This is a genomic window from Pseudomonadota bacterium (assembly GCA_027624715.1).
Lineage (GTDB): Bacteria > Pseudomonadota > Gammaproteobacteria > Burkholderiales > Eutrophovitaceae > Eutrophovita.
In genome coordinates this window covers 40,368-59,711 of the sequence record JAQBTV010000007.1, presented here as the reverse complement: position 1 = coordinate 59,711, position 19,344 = coordinate 40,368, and the positions used below count along the sequence as shown (strand labels likewise).

The 19,344-nt window shown below is 44.5% G+C and carries 23 protein-coding genes; 12 read left to right on the top strand and 11 right to left on the bottom strand.

What is annotated here, in order from left to right:
- Positions 1–24: 24 nt before the first annotated feature.
- On the top strand, positions 25–621 hold the full coding sequence (locus tag O3A65_06140; GenBank protein MDA1332050.1) for a 5-formyltetrahydrofolate cyclo-ligase: 597 nt from the start codon (positions 25–27) through the stop codon (positions 619–621).
- A 10-nt stretch (positions 622–631) separates the two neighbouring features.
- Here O3A65_06140 and O3A65_06135 read toward each other — a convergent pair whose 3' ends face one another.
- Both O3A65_06135 and waaC read right to left on the bottom strand, forming a co-directional pair.
- A complete protein-coding gene (locus tag O3A65_06135) occupies positions 632–1,822 on the bottom strand; it encodes a 3-deoxy-D-manno-octulosonic acid transferase (protein ID MDA1332049.1) in 1,191 nt (396 codons plus the stop codon).
- A gap of 74 nt (positions 1,823–1,896) precedes the next feature.
- Complete coding sequence (gene waaC / locus O3A65_06130; protein ID MDA1332048.1) at positions 1,897–2,916, bottom strand: lipopolysaccharide heptosyltransferase I; 1,020 nt, start codon at positions 2,914–2,916, stop codon at positions 1,897–1,899.
- Between the two features lie 124 nt (positions 2,917–3,040).
- Here waaC and O3A65_06125 point away from each other — a divergent pair, with 124 nt between their 5' ends.
- Positions 3,041–4,105: a glycosyltransferase family 9 protein gene (locus O3A65_06125; protein ID MDA1332047.1), complete on the top strand. Its 1,065-nt coding sequence runs from the start codon at positions 3,041–3,043 to the stop codon at positions 4,103–4,105.
- Here the strand turns inward: O3A65_06125 and lipA are convergent.
- Genes lipA through O3A65_06105 form a run of 4 tightly spaced genes read right to left on the bottom strand, consistent with a single transcriptional unit; the run spans position 4,086 to position 7,154 of the window.
- Positions 4,086–5,030 carry a lipoyl synthase gene (gene lipA, locus O3A65_06120; protein ID MDA1332046.1) on the bottom strand — a complete coding sequence of 315 codons (945 nt, stop codon included), beginning with the start codon at positions 5,028–5,030 and terminating at the stop codon, positions 4,086–4,088. The genes O3A65_06125 and lipA overlap by 20 nt on opposite strands.
- A gap of 7 nt (positions 5,031–5,037) precedes the next feature.
- Positions 5,038–5,649, bottom strand: coding sequence for a lipoyl(octanoyl) transferase LipB (gene lipB / locus O3A65_06115; protein ID MDA1332045.1), 612 nt, complete (start codon positions 5,647–5,649; stop codon positions 5,038–5,040).
- Between the two features lie 39 nt (positions 5,650–5,688).
- Positions 5,689–5,967, bottom strand: a complete 279-nt coding sequence (locus tag O3A65_06110) for a DUF493 domain-containing protein (protein ID MDA1332044.1) — start codon at positions 5,965–5,967, stop codon at positions 5,689–5,691.
- 32 nt (positions 5,968–5,999) lie between these two features.
- Positions 6,000–7,154: a D-alanyl-D-alanine carboxypeptidase gene (locus O3A65_06105; protein ID MDA1332043.1), complete on the bottom strand. Its 1,155-nt coding sequence runs from the start codon at positions 7,152–7,154 to the stop codon at positions 6,000–6,002.
- A 139-nt stretch (positions 7,155–7,293) separates the two neighbouring features.
- Here O3A65_06105 and argB point away from each other — a divergent pair, with 139 nt between their 5' ends.
- From argB to slmA, 3 genes are all read left to right on the top strand, one after another.
- Complete coding sequence (gene argB, locus O3A65_06100; GenBank protein MDA1332042.1) at positions 7,294–8,172, top strand: acetylglutamate kinase; 879 nt, start codon at positions 7,294–7,296, stop codon at positions 8,170–8,172.
- 1 nt (position 8,173) lies between these two features.
- Complete coding sequence (locus O3A65_06095; protein ID MDA1332041.1) at positions 8,174–8,830, top strand: pyrimidine 5'-nucleotidase; 657 nt, start codon at positions 8,174–8,176, stop codon at positions 8,828–8,830.
- Positions 8,831–8,948: 118 nt separating this feature from the next.
- Complete coding sequence (slmA, locus tag O3A65_06090; GenBank protein MDA1332040.1) at positions 8,949–9,527, top strand: nucleoid occlusion factor SlmA; 579 nt, start codon at positions 8,949–8,951, stop codon at positions 9,525–9,527.
- Between the two features lie 39 nt (positions 9,528–9,566).
- On the opposite strand, the gene moeB is transcribed toward slmA, so the two are convergent.
- The 4 genes from moeB to gpmA all read right to left on the bottom strand — a co-directional run bounded on the left by moeB (position 9,567) and on the right by gpmA (position 13,722).
- Positions 9,567–10,313: a molybdopterin-synthase adenylyltransferase MoeB gene (gene moeB, locus O3A65_06085; GenBank protein MDA1332039.1), complete on the bottom strand. Its 747-nt coding sequence runs from the start codon at positions 10,311–10,313 to the stop codon at positions 9,567–9,569.
- A 90-nt stretch (positions 10,314–10,403) separates the two neighbouring features.
- Positions 10,404–11,750 (bottom strand): S41 family peptidase, encoded by a 1,347-nt coding sequence (locus O3A65_06080; protein MDA1332038.1) that lies wholly within the window; start codon positions 11,748–11,750, stop codon positions 10,404–10,406.
- A 64-nt stretch (positions 11,751–11,814) separates the two neighbouring features.
- A complete protein-coding gene (locus O3A65_06075; GenBank protein MDA1332037.1) occupies positions 11,815–12,969 on the bottom strand; it encodes a peptidoglycan DD-metalloendopeptidase family protein in 1,155 nt (384 codons plus the stop codon).
- A 9-nt stretch (positions 12,970–12,978) separates the two neighbouring features.
- Positions 12,979–13,722, bottom strand: coding sequence for a 2,3-diphosphoglycerate-dependent phosphoglycerate mutase (gene gpmA / locus O3A65_06070; GenBank protein ID MDA1332036.1), 744 nt, complete (start codon positions 13,720–13,722; stop codon positions 12,979–12,981).
- Positions 13,723–13,949: 227 nt separating this feature from the next.
- Here gpmA and O3A65_06065 point away from each other — a divergent pair, with 227 nt between their 5' ends.
- The 4 genes from O3A65_06065 to O3A65_06050 all read left to right on the top strand — a co-directional run bounded on the left by O3A65_06065 (position 13,950) and on the right by O3A65_06050 (position 16,253).
- Positions 13,950–14,369 (top strand): rhodanese-like domain-containing protein, encoded by a 420-nt coding sequence (locus tag O3A65_06065; GenBank protein ID MDA1332035.1) that lies wholly within the window; start codon positions 13,950–13,952, stop codon positions 14,367–14,369.
- A gap of 65 nt (positions 14,370–14,434) precedes the next feature.
- Entirely contained in the window at positions 14,435–14,719 is a 285-nt protein-coding gene (gene grxC, locus O3A65_06060; protein ID MDA1332034.1) for a glutaredoxin 3, read from the top strand.
- Positions 14,712–15,200, top strand: a complete 489-nt coding sequence (gene secB, locus O3A65_06055) for a protein-export chaperone SecB (protein ID MDA1332033.1) — start codon at positions 14,712–14,714, stop codon at positions 15,198–15,200. Before grxC ends, secB begins: the two co-directional genes overlap by 8 nt.
- A gap of 66 nt (positions 15,201–15,266) precedes the next feature.
- Positions 15,267–16,253 (top strand): NAD(P)-dependent glycerol-3-phosphate dehydrogenase, encoded by a 987-nt coding sequence (locus tag O3A65_06050; GenBank protein ID MDA1332032.1) that lies wholly within the window; start codon positions 15,267–15,269, stop codon positions 16,251–16,253.
- 17 nt (positions 16,254–16,270) lie between these two features.
- Here the strand turns inward: O3A65_06050 and O3A65_06045 are convergent, their stop codons facing one another.
- Positions 16,271–16,735, bottom strand: coding sequence for a tRNA (cytidine(34)-2'-O)-methyltransferase (locus tag O3A65_06045; GenBank protein ID MDA1332031.1), 465 nt, complete (start codon positions 16,733–16,735; stop codon positions 16,271–16,273).
- 153 nt (positions 16,736–16,888) lie between these two features.
- Here O3A65_06045 and bioB point away from each other — a divergent pair, with 153 nt between their 5' ends.
- The 3 genes from bioB (at position 16,889) to O3A65_06030 (ending at position 19,325) form a co-directional block, all read left to right on the top strand.
- The gene (gene bioB / locus O3A65_06040; protein ID MDA1332030.1) at positions 16,889–17,890 is read left to right on the top strand and encodes a biotin synthase BioB; all 1,002 of its coding nucleotides are present in this window, start codon (positions 16,889–16,891) and stop codon (positions 17,888–17,890) included.
- On the top strand, positions 17,891–18,730 hold the full coding sequence (locus O3A65_06035; GenBank protein MDA1332029.1) for a methyltransferase domain-containing protein: 840 nt from the start codon (positions 17,891–17,893) through the stop codon (positions 18,728–18,730).
- Between the two features lie 127 nt (positions 18,731–18,857).
- Positions 18,858–19,325, top strand: coding sequence for a DUF2244 domain-containing protein (locus tag O3A65_06030; GenBank protein MDA1332028.1), 468 nt, complete (start codon positions 18,858–18,860; stop codon positions 19,323–19,325).
- The last annotated feature ends 19 nt before the right edge of the window (positions 19,326–19,344 follow it).

Sequence of the window (19,344 nt, the reverse complement as noted above, 5' to 3'; positions counted from 1 at the left end):
TCGTATTTTACCTTTGGCATGCGTTTGTTTGACATTTTTATAAACTTTGACCGAGCCATGGACATCAAAAAACAAAAAGCTCAACTAAGAAAAAAAATTCTGTCTGAGCGTAATCTCTTGCCGGAAGCTCATCGTACGGAATCCTCTAGGAATATCTCTGAAATCATTCTAGAGTTGAGTTCTTTTAAGCAGTCCGAGGTTGTGGCGGTTTACATGTCATTTGGGAGTGAGTTTGAAACAGGCATTATTCTTGCTGAGGGGCTGCGTTTGGGGAAAACTATTGTTCTTCCTAAAATTGAATCGACAAGTCATGTTATTTCATTCTACAGTTGGAGTGGAAAAGCGGAGGAGCTTCTGGTAGGCCGTTGGGGTATTCGTGAACCTGACCCGGCGCGAAGCGAGTGTTTGGATATGCAGCACATTGATTTTTTACTTGTTCCGGGTGTTGCCTTTTCCCAAAAAGGGCAAAGGCTAGGATATGGCGGAGGGTATTACGACTCGGTAATGTCTAAGTTACCGGAGTCCTCAACGTTAGTAGCTGCAGCTTTTTCGCTTCAAATTGTCCCTGAAATTCCCATTGAAGAGCACGATGCAAGTGTGCAGTCAGTGATATCAGGGTGAGGGGGTTTAATTATTTAGTGCGCCAGGTTTTTCTTTGCGATTCTAAATAATTTATCGTTTTTTGCAGTGCTCCGACATTTTCGTCGACAAACTGTATGGCTACTTCTCTTCTTATGCGGGTACTATCCGAATCTGAGAGTATGTCGTTGACTGACGACATGGCCGCGTTGATGTTTTGCGTAGCGCAAATGACGCCTGCCGTTATTCCTTTTGCTACGATATCGCTGAAGTTGAAGGTATGGGGTCCCATAATGACATATTTTCCAATCGACAAGGCTTCGAGAGGGTTTTGTCCACCTAATGAAACGAAGCTACCTCCCATAATGACTACATCAGAGCAAGCATAATAACTGTACATTTCTCCCATTGAATCACCCAGAACGATGCGGCAATCCGCCGGGACAGGCTCTTCCAGGCTACGTTTGACTGCCTTGAGACCTCGACTCTGAATGAGCTCCATCACTAAGGGGAATCGTCGGGCGTGTCTAGGAACTAAAACCAATAAGCAGTCTGCCGGGCATTGAGCTATAAAACTATCGATGATCAGTGTCTCTTCTGCGTCTCGGGTGCTCGCTGCAACCACGATGTGTCTTTTCTCTCCGAATAACTCGCGAAAACGCTGACCCAGTTTGATTTGTTCAGAAGTGGCTCTCCTGTCGAATTTGAGGTTACCTGTGACGAGTATCTCTTTTCCGCCAATGCGGCTTAGTCGTGATGCATCACTTTCCGTTTGCGCCAAAATACCCGTCACGCACTCAATCGTCTGTCGGCTGAGGGTCTTGAATTTTAGATAACCCCGCATGGATTTTTCGGATAATCGTGCATTCAACATAAAAATGGGTATGCCGTGTTTCGAACATTCTTTGTAGAGCGTTGGCCATATCTCAGTTTCCATGACCAAAAGAAATATCGGTTTGATGCGTCGAATAAAGGTCGAAATAAAAGGATTGATATCAAAGGGTAAGTAAGAAACGCTTACTCTAGTAGAGCTAAATTTCTTAGCCGTTTCGCGTCCGCTTGGTGTAGTGCATGTGATGAGTACGTTATATTCGTTATATTTGCTCTCAAGGTGTTCGACGAGTTGCTGGCATGAGAGTACTTCGCCGACTGATACTGCGTGTAGCCAAATCACGGGTTTATCTTGTTTTAATTTTAGCAGGCCAAAACGTTCAGATAAATTTTTACGGTAACTGGCCTCCATACGACTCCGAAGAAAGACTCGTAGAATAGCGATTGGTAGACTTGCCCAACCTAATATTTGGTAGAGAAAATACATCAATTCAGAGCGCCATCACGGATAATCGTCGTTATGGCTGTTAGTGCTGATTTGACTTCGTCCGCATCGGGGAAGCAGTTCTTTGAGCCACATCTTTCCATGATCCCGTTTCCTTTAGGTCCTGTTTTTAACGGGTCAGATGCGCCATGGATAGAAACCAAAGGAACTTCAAGTGCTGCGGCGAGATGCAATAACCCGGTATCGAGCCCAACGACTAAGCGAGATTGATTCAGTAGGGTGGCAACGTCACCCAAGTGCATTTTAGGCATTATTTCACCACCAGCCGATGATGCAATCTGCTCACAAATAGCGCGGCCTGTCTGATCCCCCCATGTATATTGACATTCAAATCCAATAGCACTCAGGTAGCGACAGATTTCGACCCACCGATTCGTAGGCCATAGTTTCTTGGTTTGAGCTGATGAGCATAGGATGAGGACCTTATTGCTTTGCATAGATGGTGTATTGCTTTTGATCAAGCCATAGTTCAGTTTGTCTGGGACTTGATAACTCAACGCTGAGGCGGCTAACCTGCGACACCGGTCCAGCATGTGTTGGTCGCAGTCAATATTTATTCCAATTTTATAGCTCATTCCTGCCAATCTTTCTCTGGCGTAGCCTGCTCCAAATCCGCAACTCGGTCCCCCGGCGAGTTTTGCGAGTACAGCGCTTTTAATTAACCCTTGAGAATCAATAACTAAATCGTACCGGTGCTTCTTGATTTCGTGAATGCAGCTTCTGAATTCTTGCCAGGTTGTTCTGGAAAAAAAAGCCTGTTTCCATCGACGTAAAGAAACAGGAATAATGCGTTCAACCGATTGATGCAAATTAACCAGCGGAACGTAAGCTTCCTCAACAAGCCAATCTATTTTGCATTTTGGAAATTCGATGGAGATATCGGAGACCATTGGGAAGTTATGGATAACATCACCCAATGAGGAAGTTTTAATGATAAGGACTCGCGTTGGTGCGTTCACGGCTGATCGTTTGAGCTGTCTTGTTAGAAATTTATAAATCATTTTACTCCGAGGACAGTCAATTGCTTAAAATAAAGCCTCATTCAGAAAGATTTGGTTTTCATAAGTGTATAAAGATATCACTTACCGTTGAGACTAAAGTATGGGAAAAAGAGGAGAAAGCCGCTTGAAAATTTTAGTCATCTGTCCCAGAAGAGTAGGGGATGTTTTTTTAGCGACATCCGTTGTTCATGCATTGAGAACTCTTTACCCTAACGATCAACTAGATATGTTGGTGTTTCGTGGTACCGAGGCCGGGGTTTTATCCAACCCAGAAATTGATAATATGATTTTAGTACCAGTACGAAGCAGTTTTAGCACGCATCTCCGATTGATATTGAAACACTATCGTCGTTACGACATCGCTATTTCTTTATTGCCGAGTGATAGGCCGGTTTTGTATGCGTGGTTGATGGGAAAAAAACGGTATGGCACATTAACTACGACTAATAAATATTTTTGGAAGAAGTGGGCTCTACATAAATGGGTCGAATTTGATGGTACGGGACGGCATACATTAGCAATGTATCACGACATTGTGGCTGATTTAGTGGATAGTTCCAAAAGAGCGCCTCAGATCTCTAAACGACTGACCGAAGGAGAGATTCAAGTTGCCCTATTTAATCAGTGGCTGTATAAAAATTGTTATGTCGTGATGCATTTGACACCTAAGTTCAAATATAAGGAATGGCCGCTTTCAAAGTGGCAATCCTTAATTCAAGCATGTCTTGAGCGTGAACTAGGGGTTGTCCTTGCCGGGACATTTGATGAGCCAGATCTTGACGATTTAAAGCGGATATATGCTGACCAACCGAGGGTGCTCAATCTTTTAAATCAAACATCAATTGATGAATTGATAAAAATAATCTGTTCTGCGGATTGTTATGTTGGAACCGATACGGCGGTCACTCATATGGCTGCGGCAACTGGCACGCCAACGATCGCTATTTTTGGCCCCTCTAGTCCATTGGTTTGGGGCCCATGGCCTAAGGACTATTCTGGTGGCCTTAGTGCTTGGTCTCAGGTCGGCTCACAGACGGCTGGAAATGTAACGTTGATCCAAGGGCTGGGATCTTGTGTGCCGTGCCGTCAAGAGGGTTGTTCTCGGCATGTTGAGAGCGTCAGTGATTGCCTCGTGGGATTAGAGTCGGCTAGAGTGTTGCAAGCTCTACTCAATTATCTCGAGCGATAGTCGCGTTAGCTTGCTCGTCAGCATGGTAGGAGGACCGAACTAATGGCCCGGATGCAACATGTTTAAACCCAATTGAGAGTCCTAATTGTTCGAATCGGCGAAATTGGTCAGGGTGAACATAACGTTCTACGGGTAGATGCCCTTTAGTCGGTTGTAAATACTGTCCAATCGTCATCATATCTACCTCGTGTTTTTTTAAATCGCGCATGACCTCGACGATTTCAGCATCGGTTTCGCCGAGCCCAACCATAACGCCAGATTTAGTGACTACGCTGGGGTTTGTTTTTTTAAATCGCTGTAGCAAATCAAGAGAGTGCTGGTAGTCGGCTCCGGGCCGTGCTTGTTTATACAGTCGAGGAACGGTCTCTAGATTATGGTTCATAACATCTGGTAGTTGGGTACTTAACAAACGAATCGCAGTATCAAGCCGACCTCTGAAGTCAGGGGTAAGTATTTCAACTTTGATATTTGGCGAGACCGAGCGAATAGCTTTGATACAGGCGGAGAAATGTGCTGCGCCGCCATCCCTTAGGTCATCGCGATCCACGCTTGTGATCACCACGTACTTGAGACCCATATCTTTAATGGTACTAGCAAGCCTCCCTGGTTCGGCTTCATCAACGCCATTGGGCCGACCATGTGCAACATCGCAAAATGGACACCTTCGTGTACATAGGTCTCCCAAAATCATGAACGTAGCCGTTCCTTTAGAAAAACATTCTCCGATGTTTGGACAGGTCGCTTCCTCACAAACGGTGTATAAGGAGCTTTTGCGAAGTTTATTTTTGACGTCTTGAAATTTGATGCTCGTCTGAAGCTTGACACGTATCCAATCGGGTTTCCTGAGAGGATCAGTCAGTTGTATTTTGATCGGATTTTTTGCGGTTTTCTGTGACCCTGTTTCTCTGATTTTTTTGGTATTCATATTGGTATTAAATTTTATCTTCAAAGGATACGAGAAATTGATCAACCCACCGCTGACTGATGTCATCAATGGACAGATTAACATCTAAATCTTTGAGTTGCGTGACACTTAGATTGGCATATCCGCACGGATTAATCTGCTCAAATGGACTAAGGTCCATATCAACATTTAAGGCGACACCGTGATATGAGTATCCGTTTCTAATTTTAAGCCCCAAGGATGCTATTTTTTTACCTTGAACGTAAATCCCAGGTCGCGCTTCGTCTCCATTACCCTTAATGCCAAGCGATGATAGTAAATTAATAACGGTTTGCTCCAATAATCTAACGGCTCCTTTAACGGATAGTTTCAGTCTTTTAAGGTCAAGCAATGTATATATGATGATTTGGCCGGGTCCGTGGTAGGTTATTTGACCTCCGCGATCAGATTGAATCAGCGGTATTTTCTGCTCAACATGAGGAAGATTTTCTATTTTTGTTTTTAATCCTAATGTGTACACCGGAGGATGTTCGACGACCCACAATTCATCCTCTTCTTTTTCAGAGCGTTTAAGTGTGAACTCTCTCATCCTCTGGAGTGATTCCTCATAATCTATTAAACCAAGCATTTTAACAATCACAATTCCAACCTTACAAAATAGGACTGATTGAGAGAATAACTAAATAACGATCGAAACGGATGGGCTGGCCTTAAGTTCGGCATAGATAGTTTCTAGGTGTTCCCGTGATTCAGCGAGGAAGGTGCATGTCAGGCTGATGTAAGTTTTGTTGCTGCTCATGCTGGTGGTTACCTCGTGGCCATCGACATCGGGTGCATGTTTTCTCAGAATTTCTAGCACATCTTCCTTAAAGTTAATCGTTGAATGTCCTATAACTTTAATCGGGAACGAGAGTGGATATTCGATACCCTCGGTTTTTTCAGTTTGGTGAGTGCCCATGATAGATATTTTACTTTTTTCTTATTTGACTATTAATTGTTTAAGAATCCTATCAGTTGAAGTACGAAAGATTTTAATTCTCTCCAGCCTCTAATTAAAATTCCTGCTCGTGGTACTTCTTTTAGAGTAATGAGATCTGACGTTAAGATTGTCTTGTCTTCTAGGCGTACGGTAAGTTTGGCAACAATATGCCCATATTTAACTGGTGCGATGAGAGGTTGCATGCTTTCAATGTGTACTTTGAGATCTTCCTTCGTCCCTCTTGGGATCGTAACGGAAATGTTTTTCGAGGACCCAATATCGATAACCTCATCTTTACCTTGCGAAACTGTGATTTGACCAAGATATGTGTTCGACTTGAATAGCAGGATCGTTTCGAATTCCTCAAAAGCTTGATTTATCAGCTTTTGAGCCTCTAGAGGAAAAGTGCGTTTAGGCGTTACGCCACCTAGCACCAACAGTATTCGACGCCCATTTCGATCGCTAGAAATAGATCCAAGAAGCCCGATGGTGGGTATGTTTCCTAGTATGAGTCCGTCATTGTGTTTATCCCTACCCAGTAAACTATTGGGGCTGTGTTGGGTAATGCTTTGCCATTCGTGTTTTTGTAATTTAAAGTAGGGGTAATATTGCGGAAAGTCTGTAATGATAGCGACTGATAGTCGATATAAATCGGACGCAGTGGTGCGACTTTGCTTCGCCTTTTGTCCAAAAGCACCGACGAAGCGTGAAGAGCTTAAACCAATTGACTTTGCCTTTTTGTTCATCGTTGCTACAAATGTAGACTCGGCCCCTGAAACTTCCTCAATAAGTGCCATTAATGCGTCGTTAGCGCCATAGATTATTATGGCCTTGACGAGGTCCTCGATTTTGACGCGATCTCCTTCGGATAGGAACATGCGAGGCCCGGGTACGTTAGAAATAATCTCGGATACTTTTATTTTATCGTTTAAACGAATGTCTCCAGACTCGAGGGCGGAGAAAATAACATATAACGTCATCAGTTTCGTCAAGGGCCCGGCAGCAATAGTTCGAGATGCGTTTTTCTTACTGATGATGCTTCCGCTCGATAGGTCGCCTAAGACATAAACTTGACCCCTAGAGCTGACGGTCTTATCCGGTTTGGCGAACGCACTAATAGAAGTGAGTAAGAACAGCAGCAATAAGAAAAAACGTCTACTATTCATTCGTGAAGAAGAAAAATGTATTTTAAGAGAGTCGTATTTTAAACGGATAAGTAGCGCAATAGTAGGTACTGGCTCGAAATACAATAAGTCGGTTAAAATTAGAACGCCACGATAAGGCATTTAAACAGGGATTCTACTAATGTCGCTAAATACTGGGGAGGCTCACAAAAAAGCTCAAATATTGGCAGAGGCTCTGCCATACATAAAGCGCTTCCATAGAAAGACCATTGTCATCAAGTACGGCGGTAACGCGATGGTCGATCAAAAGTTAAAACGATCTTTCGCACGCGACGTAGTGTTGTTGAAGCTTGTTGGCATGCATCCGGTAATTGTCCATGGTGGTGGCCCACAGATTAATGACATGTTGGCTCGTCTCGGCAAAAAGGGGACATTTATTCAAGGTATGAGGGTTACGGATAAAGAGACTATGGATATAGTTGAGATGGTCCTTGGCGCTCACGTCAATAAAGATATTGTTAGTCTGATTAATAATGCGGGTGGTTTAGCCGTAGGTTTGACGGGTCGGGATGGGGGTCTTATTCGAGCCAGGAAACTTCAGATGATTGCGGATGGTGAGCCGTTAGATTTAGGGCAAGTCGGCGAGGTGGAATCTGTAGACCCACGAGTCATTTCGACATTGGAAATGGAGGGGTTTATCCCCGTCGTGGCGCCGATCGGTTACGGTGAGGATGGTCAAGCGTATAACATCAATGCTGATTTTGTAGCGGGGAAGCTAGCGTCAGTACTTAAAGCAGAAAAGTTAATATTGATGACGAACACGGCTGGTATCCTTGATAAGAATGAACAATTATTGACGGGTCTTACCCCTGGCGACATCGATCGTCTTATTGAAGATGGAACGGTTTTCGGAGGTATGTTACCTAAGATTTCATCTGCGCTTGATGCGGCAAGGAGCGGCGTGAATAGTGTTCATATTATTGATGGTCGTGTGGAAAATGCGGTGTTACTGGAAGTGCTGACCGACCAAGGCGTTGGTACTCTGATTCGCAGCCGCTAGTGTGAAATTTCTCACTGAGGCATGCTGCAAAATACAACAATCCGAGGTTAAACCGTCAGCTTGGATTTTTGATCTTGATAACACATTGTTCGCATCTGGAAGGGAAATCTTTCCACTCATCAACGAGAAAATGACCCAATACATCGAGCGTCATTTATGTGTTGAGAGGAATGAGGCAAATCGCTTACGCAAGCTTTACTGGGATAAATATGGAGCAACCCTGTTGGGTTTAGTGCGGCATCATGCCGTTGACGCAGAGGATTTCCTTAAAAAAACTCATGATATCGGAGAATTGCATAGCCTTGCCTCGCGTTCCTCCAGGTTAATACGATTGTTTAGGCAAATATCGGGTAAGAAAATCGTATTCTCTAACTCTCCAACCGCATATCTTGAAAAAATGTTGAGGTTGTTAGGGATTCGTCGCTTCCTAGCTGGGGTCTTTTCAATAGAGTCTACGAATATGAATCCCAAACCCTCTATGATTGGGTTTCGTAAAGTACTGAAAACACACAGACTTGAAGCTTCAAGGTGTGTGATGGTTGAGGATTCTTTAATCAATCTATTTTCAGCGAAACGACTGGGGATGAAGACAGTTTGGGTAACGCGCGAGTTAAATCAACCTAACTGGGTAGACGCTAAGGTAAGGCGGCTGTATTAGGATTCACGGACACTAAAGCGCGAGAAAAGTTTGGAAGCATTGTCCAGGATGTGTATGTTAATGTGTAGCTGATAATTAGTACCTACTAAACTTAGTCAATAAATCATTTTTCTTGCCGATGCCCAGAGTTGCCAATCGAAAACTTCAGATTCTCCAGCAATTAGCACAGATGTTGGAGGACCCCAATTGTAAAAAGATAACCACGGCTTTGTTAGCATCGCGGCTCGAGGTATCTGAGGCGGCCCTGTACCGACATTTTGCTAGTAAGGCTCAGATGTATGAAGGATTGATTGAGTTTATCGAGCAAACTATTTTTGGGTTGGTCAATAAAATTTCTGAAACTGAGGAAAGTGGGTTAAATCAAGTGTCCTCGATGGTTAGTGTGCTATTGAGTTTTGCGAAGAAAAACCCCGGCATGACTCGTGTCTTAATTGGGGACGCTTTGGTCTATGAAAATGACAGGTTACAGGATCGCATTAATCGTTTGCACGATCGATTAGAGTCCTCGATTAAGCAGTCACTGCGATTCGCAATCAATCAAGGGGATCTGAACTCTGCGCTAGAAATTGAACCAAAGGGTAACCAAATTATGGCGTACGTGGTTGGTCGATGGTATCAATTTGCAAAAAGCCGTTATACCAAAGATCCAATGACATACAGCGACGTTCAGATAAGGATGCTGTTGGGGGACGTTTGACGCCCTTATTTTTAATTACCTTCTATTCAAGGGCGAGTTTTATACGCCACAAATGGAGCAGCGCGGATCCTTGCTTAACTTGATGGAGCGCCATTCCATCTCTAGGGCGTCAAACAGCATCAGTTTTCCCGTAGCCGGCCGACCAATGTTTGCTAATAACTTGAGTGCTTCGGACGCCTGCGCTGTTCCAATGATCCCTACTAGAGGTGCGAAAACGCCCATTACAGCACATCGCGTTTCTTCGAATTCATTTTCTTCGGGGAATAGACACTGGTAACACGGGCTTTCAAGATTTCGCGGATCAAAAACGGCAAGTTGTCCGTCAAATTTAATTGCGGCACCTGAAACCAAAGGCTTCTTTAACTTAACAGAAGCTTTATTCACTGCGTGTCGCGTCTCAAAATTGTCAGAGCAATCTAAAACAATCGATGCTTCAGATACTAGCTGCTCCAACATAGTCCCTGAAGCGCGAAGCGTTATTGCATTGATGTTGATGTTTGGATTGATGGCCTTCATGGAGCGAGCGGCAGAATCCACTTTGCGCATGCCAATAGAGGCGGTGGTATGAATGATCTGACGCTGAAGGTTCGTTAGGTCCACCGTGTCCTCATCGCAAATCGTAATTGAGCCAACTCCACTGGAAGCAAGAAATAAGGCTGCAGGTGAGCCTAATCCACCTGCGCCAATAATTAAGATCCTGCCTCGTTGGATTAAATCTTGACCCTCGACGCCAATTTCTGGCAGAAGGATATGCCGACTATATCTTAGAAGTTGGTCATCGTTCATATTGGTTTTGTCGACATCGCCCACCAAAGACTCTATCCCGCGTGATAAGCTGCAATGGATAAGGCTTACTCAGCATTTCCTCATGAGTGTTTAGCGGGGCGACAAAATTTGCAATCCCTTCAGTAAGTTGAGAGCTTGCATCAGTTGATAGTCAGCCATCTCTTCTGCTTTTGCATCATTCTCTAAGACTTTTTGTACCGCTCCATCATCGCCTTGTGGATTGTCCAAGCGATTTTTGAGGTCCGCTTCTTTCGTTGGCAGAGACGGGTCTTTATTGCTTTTGAGCGTAGCATCTTCTAACACAATATCGGGTGTGATTCCTTTTGCTTGTATTGATTGGCCACTGGGTGTGAAGTAGCGCGCCGTCGTTAGTTTGATGGCAGTGCCGTTCCCTAATGGCAGGATGGTTTGTACCGATCCTTTACCGAAAGTTTGGGTGCCCATGATTACGGCACGTTTATGATCTTGCAAAGCGCCGGCGACAATCTCAGAAGCCGATGCTGATCCACCGTTCACAAGCACAACCATGGGAACTGTTTTTGCAGCTTCTGGAACGTTTGTTAAATAATCACCTTTAGGTCCTCTCGCATAGAATTCTGGCCGAGCATACATGCGCATGCTGGCATCATTGGTTCGTCCCTCCGTGTACACGACAAGTTTATCTTTAGAAAGAAACGCAGCAGACACGCCAATGGAGGAGGTCAGCAACCCTCCAGGGTCATCCCGCAGGTCTAAGATTATCCCTTTCATTGGTCTCTCGTTTTGGGAGAAGAGCTTTTCAATCGCTTGTCCGAGTTTTTCTCCAGTATGTTCTTGAAACTGGGTCACCCTGAAATAGGCATAATCTTTTTCGAGCATGCGATATTTGACACTTTGGATTTGAATGATATCGCGCGTGACCGTGATTGTTTTAGGTTGAGGCTCCCCTTTTCGAATAATCAAAAGAATAACGTTTGTACCTGGTTTGCCACGCATTAACTTAACGGCATCGTTAAGTGTCATACCCTTCACATTTGTATCGTCGAGTTTGATAATGAGATCTCCCGACTTAAGCCCAGCCTTCCAGGCAGGTGTGTCTTCTATCGGAGCGATAACCTTAACGTAGCCATCTTCCATGCCGACTTCGATACCAAGACCTCCAAATTCACCCTGAGTGCCCACTTGCATTTCCGTGAAGGCTTCTTCATTCAAATAAGCCGAATGTGGATCGAGGCCAGACAGCATGCCATTGATGGCGTGTTCTATTAGCTCTTTATCATTAATTGCTTCAACGTAATCATTTTTGACGCGACCGTAAACTTCGGTGAACGATCTTAATTCATCGATAGGTAGGGTTGCAGCGCTTCTATCAGCTATCGCAGAGAACTGGAGGCTAATTAGAAGCCCGCCTACAAGCCCGAGTGATAATAAGCCTAATTTACTTAGTTTACTTGTCATAAAGAATCCCTTAAATTGCTGACCGAGTTTTCGGCGCGGCGGACATTTCCATAATGTCCTCTATTTAGTTAGTAATAGTAACCCATTCCATTGGGTCTAGAGGTTTACTGTTGTGTCGTACCTCAAAATACACCCCAGGTGCTGTGTGACCCCCACTATTACCAACAGTTCCCAATTGGTCCCCAGCTGCGAGTTGATCACCCTCTCTAACCCAGATGGATTCGTTATTGCCATAAAGGCTGTAGTAGCCTTTACCATGGTCAACGATGATTAAATTTCCAAACCCTCTTAGCCAGTCGGAATAAACTACAGAGCCTCCGGCTATTAACTTAACACTATTGCCTGGGCTGGACGATATAAATATGCCTTCCCAAGGAAGTTCGCTCCCCACTCTTCTTTGCCCAAATTTTGCAGTAACTGTACCTAGGGCAGGAAGCCTAAGTTTCCCTTTCAGCGCTTGAAATGGTTTCCCGATAAGGCTTCTGTCCGGTAAGCTATTGTTTTTTATGCGCTCTTTTTTACTTTTTTCAAGTTCTGCAAATAATTGCATGAGTCGTTTATTTTCCTCCTTAATTTTTTGCTCGCTACGTTTTACCCGTGTTTTTGAACCATCTATTTCAAACGATTTTTTTTGTTTTTTACGTTCCGCCGCACTTTTTTGTTTACTCGTGTCCTTTTTTATTTTTTTTAATTCTCTTCTTATGCTCTGCTTCATATCTTGAAGTTGATCAATTTCAGTAATTTTCGCATTAAAATTTTTGATGATTTCAGATCGTTGCAGGCCGATCTTTTTGAGATAGAAAGTAGATGCTTTGCTATCAGCTGAGGAGCTACTTGTGAGCGTAGCTTCAGGCGAGTACCCTAAAATATAGGTGCGTTTTATTAGCCGAGATAAACGAATCTTTTCATCAGTGATGCTAGATTGAAGCTTGTCTTCTTTTTTTTCCAGCGCCTTCAGATCGCCAAGCAGCACTTTTTCTTTTTTTGATAATTGATTTAAGTTTCTATCTAAATTGTCGATTTCTTTTTTTGTTTTGCTGAGTTCTTGTTTTGCTTTTTTTTGTTTATCTTCCTCTTCTTTTATTTTTTTCTGCTCCTTCAGTATTTTCTGATCTGTATTTTTAATTTTCTCTTGAATGTTGTCCGCAGCAATAGTCGTTACATGCACGCAGGCTAGCATGAAGCCTGCGAGCATTGTGAGGGAGCGAATACTATTCATTTTGATAGACTACCTTTTTGTTTGAGCCGCTACTGCAGCAGTGGCAGCTTTGACTTTAGATTCATCCCCAAGATAATATTTTCTCATGGGTTGTAACGTATCATTTAGTTCGTAAACAAGCGGGATGCCGGTAGGCACGTTTAGGTCAACGATATCAGTTTCGCTAATGTGGTCGAGGTGTTTAATTAATGCTCGGAGGGTATTTCCGTGAGCTACGATTAAAAGTTTTTTTTCATTTAAAATTAGGGGGGCGATGGTTTCTTCCCAAAGGGGTAGAAATCTTTTTACGGTATCTTGCAGACATTCGGTAACCGGGAGATCTTTGTCCGGAACTGAGCTATATCTTTTGTCTAATTTTGGGTCCATCGGAGAATTATTTTCAAGCGGTGGAGGCGGGGTGTTATAACTTCGACGCCAAAGCAAAACTTGGTCATCGCCAAATTTTTTAGCAGTTTCTGATTTGTTTAATCCCTGGAGCGCTCCGTAGTGCCGTTCGTTCAAACGCCAGGTGAGCGATTGAGGGACCCAAATCTGATCCAACTCCTCCAGTGTGAGCCACATTGTGCGGATCGCTCGTTTTAACATTGATCCAAATGCCCGGTCGAAATTGAACCCTTCCCTCTTCAGTAACGCCCCCGCTTCTTTGGCCTCTCGGACGCCCTTATCACTTAGGTCGACATCCACCCAACCTGTGAATCTGTTTTCTTGATTCCAAACGCTTTCTCCGTGTCGCAAGAGAACTAATTTTTTCATATGTACTTAACCTAAAAACTAAATAATCATTGGCATATTTTAATCGTTATGATGACGCGTTGAGCTTTCGAGGACAAATTTCAGTAAAATCCCCATTAGACATTAATTTACGACCTACATTTTCATAAAGAGACTGTGGTTTTATTTCGGCCAGTATCCGGCTTGAGACCATAAGATGAGAATGACTAAGGACTTATATAGCTTTCTGGAGATGTATGGTGTCAACAATGGATTTTATTTCATCAAATATCTGGCTTGTCATGGCTGTGCTTATCAGTGGTGGTTATCTGATTATTCCCAGACTTATGTTGGGTAACGCAACACCTATAACGCTAGAGGCTCAGGAGCTGGTACAGCTCATAAATCGTAAGCACGCCGCAGTAATTGATGTACGGGATGCGAAAGATTTTGAGGCGGGGAGTATCTTGGGGGCAAAAAATATGCCCTTTGGGTCTCTTAAGCAGCGTGCGCATGAACTGAAAAAACTTGAGAAACATCCAATTGCGTTGGTTTGTACTTCGGGCGCTAAATCTCGGGCTGCTCAAAAGTTACTATCCAAAGAAGGATTTGATAATTTATATGTATTATCTGGCGGCATGTCTGCATGGACTCAAGCCAGTTTACCTACTTCGCGAGAAGGAAAGTAATCTCCATTTATTAAGGGGGGAGACAATTGATGCAACAAACTGAAAGCGCGACCGTTGAGGTCACCATGTATTGCACCGATTGGTGTCCATACTGTGTACGTGCCGAGAAGTTATTGGCTTCAAAAGGCGCTACTATTAATAAGATAAATTTGGATGATCAGCCAGATCGTCGTGCGGAGATGGTAGAGCGAACAGGCAGACGAACTGTTCCGCAAATATATATTGGCGATCGATATGTTGGCGGTCATGATGACGTCGTCTCTCTCCTCAAGAAAGGAGATCTCGAGGCGCTTTTACGAGATGGTTTCTCATCAACAGTAGACAAGACTAATTTAAAAAATCATGAGTGAAAATGATAAGCCAGTATTCTCGATTGAGAAGTTGTACGTAAAAGATCTGTCCCTAGAGGTTCCTGGTGCGCCTGGCGTGTTTAAGGAAAAAAAAGGGGCACCGCAAATTGAAATTACGATGAACAACACAGCTCAGGCGTTAGAGGATGGTTTTTATGAGGTATTGGTGAAGGCGACGGTGACTGCAAAGATTGAGGATACAACACTCTTTTTGGTGGAGGCTAGTCAGGGCGGTGTATTTCAAATCCGTAATTTGACTGGTGATTCACTAGAAATGACGTTGGGTATTGCGGCGCCAAATATCATCTTTCCCTATTTGAGAGAGACAATATCTGAAGCGGTTTCTAAGGCGGGATTTCCGCCAGTTTTGTTGCAGCCGATGAATTTTGAAGCAGTTTATAGAGCGCGCAAGCAAGAGCAAGAGCAAGAGCAAGAGCAAGAGCAAGCTACCCCAGAGAGTAGTGAGGCAACTAAGCACTGATTCTTTCCTCGATTAATCGCTTCTATATCTGAGGGCCTAGTCGTTTGTGTGGGATTGTGAGATGAGATGAAGATTGCGGTTATTGGGGCAGGCGCTTGGGGAACGGCATTAGCCGTCTCCATCGGTAGATCATCTTTGGTGAGTCTTTATAGCGCTAACGCTGACTTAGTTGATAGCATGAATCAGTACAGAGAAAATCAACGATATCTTCCTAGAGTCTCGCTATCTCAACGCGTTCAAGTTACTAATGCCTTAGAGGCGGCCCTTGATGGCGCATCAGGGATTGTGATGGCGGTCCCAACTGTGGGGCTGCGTCAGTCTGTTATAGAATGTCATTCAATCGTTGGTGATGGAATTCCCTACCTAATTACTTGCAAAGGTTTTGAGGTGGATACCGGTTTGTTACCCTTTCAGGTGATCGAAGATGTCGCGCCCAAGGCCCGCTATGCAGTTCTTTCTGGGCCCAGTTTTGCGAGGGATGTGGGTGAGCAAAAGTCCACAGTTGTAAGTCTTGCGTCAGCGGATTCGTCTACGTCAGATGTATTTTCCAAGGTATTGCTTCAGGGTGGCATTCGAACTTACTTTAATCAGGATGTGATCGGGGTGTCAGTGGGCGGTGCTGTTAAAAATGTAATTGCGATTGCTGCGGGGATGGGGGATGCGTTAGGGATTGGCGCAAGTGCTCTAGCCGGACTTGTAACGCGAGGTTTGAGTGAGGTGTGTAGGCTCGGCATTGCTTTGGGAGCTAAGCCTGAAACATTTATGGGTTTATCTGGCATGGGTGATTTGGCGCTGACGTGTTTCAGTGACTTATCTCGTAACCGACGACTCGGTTATGCGTTGGGTTTAGGTAAATCTCTTCGAGAGGCTGAGAAGGCTTTGGGCCAAGTGGCGGAAGGTGTTCATGCGGCAAACGAAGTCATGTTGTTAGCTCGGCGTCTTAAGGTTGAAATGCCAATTACCGTATCCGTAACGCGGGTTTTATCTGGCGCAATTTCTCCGAGAGATGCAGCAAAGGAACTGTTTGCGCGTTCACCCAAGTCAGAGCTTTAACCCTAAAATCGGATTGACTATTTGTTACCGCTGAAATTCATTTGCCGCCATGCTTCAAATACGCCTATAGAAACAGTGTTCGATAGATTTAAACTTCTGCTTGCTGAGATCATGGGGATGCGTAGTCGGAGGTCGGTTGGGAATTCATCGAGAACGCTATCGGGAAGCCCGCGCGTCTCTGGCCCAAATAAGAGGCAATCTCCAGTTTGGAAGTCGAAGTGGTCATATCTGCTTGAGCCCTTTGTTGTGAAGGCGACTACTCGGCAATTTTGGTGCCTATTTCGCCACACTTCCCAGCTTGGGTATTTTTGGATTTGTGCAAATTCATGGTAATCAAGCCCAGCACGCATGAGCGCTTTGTCATCCCAATGAAACCCCAAAGGTTCAATGAGATCCAGGGTGCAACCAGTATTCGCACATAAGCGAATAATGTTGCCAGTATTCGGGGGAATTTCAGGTTGATATAAGATTACGCTAAACATTGAGTATACTTGCGCCTGTAAAAGTCACTTTCGTAAAAGAGTTTGTTTGTTGTGCAAGACATTGATCGTACTCAAGCTGAATATGCCACATTTTTGGGTAATACAGCAGATGCGGTGATGTAACTGCTATAAAAAGAATGCATAGGAGACGATGTGAACGTTGAGCTATTAGAAGTAACAAGCAGTAGTCCCTCGCCTTTTAAGGTTCAGCATGGTTGGACTAAGAAAGAAGTTAAAAACCTCTTTGAACAGCCGTTAATGGATCTATTGTTTGATGCGCAGAAAGTTCATCGGCAACATTTCAAGCCTAACGCGATACAACTGTCTACCTTGGTGTCGATTAAGACGGGTGGTTGTCCGGAAGACTGCGGATATTGTCCTCAGTCGATCCGGTTTAACACAGGCGTTGTAGACGATGAGTTGATGGCATTAGACGACGTGGTTAGAGCGGCCAGAGAAGCAAAAGCAAAAGGTGCAAGTCGTTTTTGTATGGGGGCTGCGTGGAGAGGGCCTAAGGATAAAGACCTATCTAAGGTCGCGGAGATGGTCGTGGCAGTGAAATCTCTTGGGCTAGAAACTTGTGCCACGCTGGGGCTGCTCAAGGACGGGCAAGCCGAGGTCCTTAAAAACGCAGGGTTGGATTATTACAATCACAATATCGATACGTCCGCTGAATACTATGGAGAGATTATTTCGACCCGTACGCAAGACGACCGACATGAAACGCTTCAGCGAGTTAGAGATGCCGGTGTGTCAGTTTGCTGTGGCGGCATTATTGGAATGGGGGAGTCCCGTGATGATCGTGCCAATATGATCGCCCAACTCGCGAATATGGACCCATATCCTCAAAGCGTTCCAATTAATAATTTGGTGAAAGTTCCCGGCACTCCAATGGTTGGTGTCCAGGGCATCGACCCGATCGAATTTGTTAGAACGATTGCTGCGGCTAGAATTTCAATGCCAAAGGCTATGGTTCGGCTGTCCGCCGGTAGGAATGACATGTCCGATGAGATGCAGGCGCTTTGTTTTCTCGCGGGCGCTAATTCGGTGTTTTATGGAGAGAAGTTGTTGACCACACCAAATGCGACAGCATGCGGCGATGATGAATTGTTTTCCCGGCTTGGACTGGTGCCAACCGATAACGTCTCCCGTTGAATGAAAGGGCGAGTCAGAGCCACGATCAATCACTGTTTTAGCCGTTCTGATCATCAGATCTTTCTCTACGATGAGGTCGCTAAACGACTTGATGCTCGGCTAGAGATTCTGCGTCTAGAGCCTAAGCTGATTCTGGTTTCTGGCTTTGGTGCTCACGGCCTAAAAAAGAGATTCCCGTCGAATCCCCAGCTCATAGGTTTTGATTTTGCTCACTCTCGTTTGGCAACGAGGCGTCTCAGTGTTGGTTTCAGGTTTCCCTGGATGGCTAGGCAGTTGCATGTTTGTGGGGATCTTAGTGCGCTGCCTTTTGCCTCAGCTTCAGCGGATATGGTGTACTCGAACCTGGATTTACCTTTCTTCTTCGAATGTGACGAGTTAACCCAGGCCTTGGCGGAGGTCCACCGTATTTTGAAGCCTGGAGGCTTATTCATATTCTCTTCATTAGGGCCTGATACTCTGAAAGAACTGAAGCGACCAGACCACAAACGGGGTTTTCGTTTGTGCGCGCATTTAGACATGCATGATTTAGGCGATCAATTGATGGCAGCATCCTTTTCAGATCCGGTTGTGGAGATGGAAGAGTTGACGCTCACGTATGCTGACGCGTTGTCCATGATGAGAGATATTCGTGCGCATGGGTCGGTTGCGCTTAAGACTTCCCCTAAAGCCGGTTTGTTAGGCGCGGATGCTATTCGGTATCTTGCCGAACAGTCGAGCGCGGCCGAGAGCGGTCGGCTAACTGCGACTTGTGAGTTGGTGTTAGGACACGCTTGGCGAGTTCCAACAAGAACCTCACATAAAGGGCAAAAAGTAATTGATATTAAGATGTCAACGTTTTGAACAGTTGTAGTCTTATGTAATTTAGTACTGTTTTTGACCTTTATTTTTGCGGTCTCGAAAAGTGATGTGCTACAGTCTCTTTGGGAATAAATTTAGCACACTTATTTTTTATGGAGGCGGTCTAGTAGTGAAAGATTCTAATGGATTGACAATACTCAGTAACGCAGAAATCTTGATGCGAAGGCCCGATGTTGCACGTTCTTCAGTCGCTACGGTATTTTTGCTACTTGGCGCTGTGACAGTTTCCATCGCAATTGGCTTTGCCACACAAGGTCTATGGTTGGTGCTGCCCTTTGCAAGTTTGGAGTGTGTCGCTCTTGGCGTTGCGTATTGGTGGTTGAAAAAACAAAGTGATGACTACGATTTGATACGGATTGACGGAGACCAAATTGTTTTCGAATCCAGCTTCTCAGGGATGTACCAAAAGAGTTCTTTCAATCGGTACTGGTTACACGTCTCCTTAGAGCAAACTTCATCTAACTATTTAAAAGTTTGTGTAGGGTCGCATGGAGAGCGCGTTGAAGTGGGTCGGCTTTTGTCTGCTGCCGGAAAGCGTGATTTAGCGAAGCAAATTCAAATGTTGATTTTGAGATAAGAATTTTTTTTTTTGAGTT

Coding starts and splice junctions, on each gene's coding strand:
- O3A65_06135 (MDA1332049.1), bottom strand. CDS start 1,822: ATGGAGGCCAGTTACCGTAAAAATTTATCTGAACGTTTTGGCCTGCTA.
- waaC (MDA1332048.1), bottom strand. CDS start 2,916: ATGATTTATAAATTTCTAACAAGACAGCTCAAACGATCAGCCGTGAAC.
- lipA (MDA1332046.1), bottom strand. CDS start 5,030: ATGAATACCAAAAAAATCAGAGAAACAGGGTCACAGAAAACCGCAAAA.
- O3A65_06110 (MDA1332044.1), bottom strand. CDS start 5,967: ATGGGCACTCACCAAACTGAAAAAACCGAGGGTATCGAATATCCACTC.
- O3A65_06105 (MDA1332043.1), bottom strand. CDS start 7,154: ATGAATAGTAGACGTTTTTTCTTATTGCTGCTGTTCTTACTCACTTCT.
- argB (MDA1332042.1), top strand. CDS start 7,294: ATGTCGCTAAATACTGGGGAGGCTCACAAAAAAGCTCAAATATTGGCA.
- slmA (MDA1332040.1), top strand. CDS start 8,949: ATGCCCAGAGTTGCCAATCGAAAACTTCAGATTCTCCAGCAATTAGCA.
- moeB (MDA1332039.1), bottom strand. CDS start 10,313: ATGAACGATGACCAACTTCTAAGATATAGTCGGCATATCCTTCTGCCA.
- O3A65_06080 (MDA1332038.1), bottom strand. CDS start 11,750: ATGACAAGTAAACTAAGTAAATTAGGCTTATTATCACTCGGGCTTGTA.
- O3A65_06075 (MDA1332037.1), bottom strand. CDS start 12,969: ATGAATAGTATTCGCTCCCTCACAATGCTCGCAGGCTTCATGCTAGCC.
- gpmA (MDA1332036.1), bottom strand. CDS start 13,722: ATGAAAAAATTAGTTCTCTTGCGACACGGAGAAAGCGTTTGGAATCAA.
- O3A65_06065 (MDA1332035.1), top strand. CDS start 13,950: ATGGATTTTATTTCATCAAATATCTGGCTTGTCATGGCTGTGCTTATC.
- grxC (MDA1332034.1), top strand. CDS start 14,435: ATGTATTGCACCGATTGGTGTCCATACTGTGTACGTGCCGAGAAGTTA.
- secB (MDA1332033.1), top strand. CDS start 14,712: ATGAGTGAAAATGATAAGCCAGTATTCTCGATTGAGAAGTTGTACGTA.
- O3A65_06050 (MDA1332032.1), top strand. CDS start 15,267: ATGAAGATTGCGGTTATTGGGGCAGGCGCTTGGGGAACGGCATTAGCC.
- O3A65_06045 (MDA1332031.1), bottom strand. CDS start 16,735: ATGTTTAGCGTAATCTTATATCAACCTGAAATTCCCCCGAATACTGGC.
- O3A65_06035 (MDA1332029.1), top strand. CDS start 17,891: ATGAAAGGGCGAGTCAGAGCCACGATCAATCACTGTTTTAGCCGTTCT.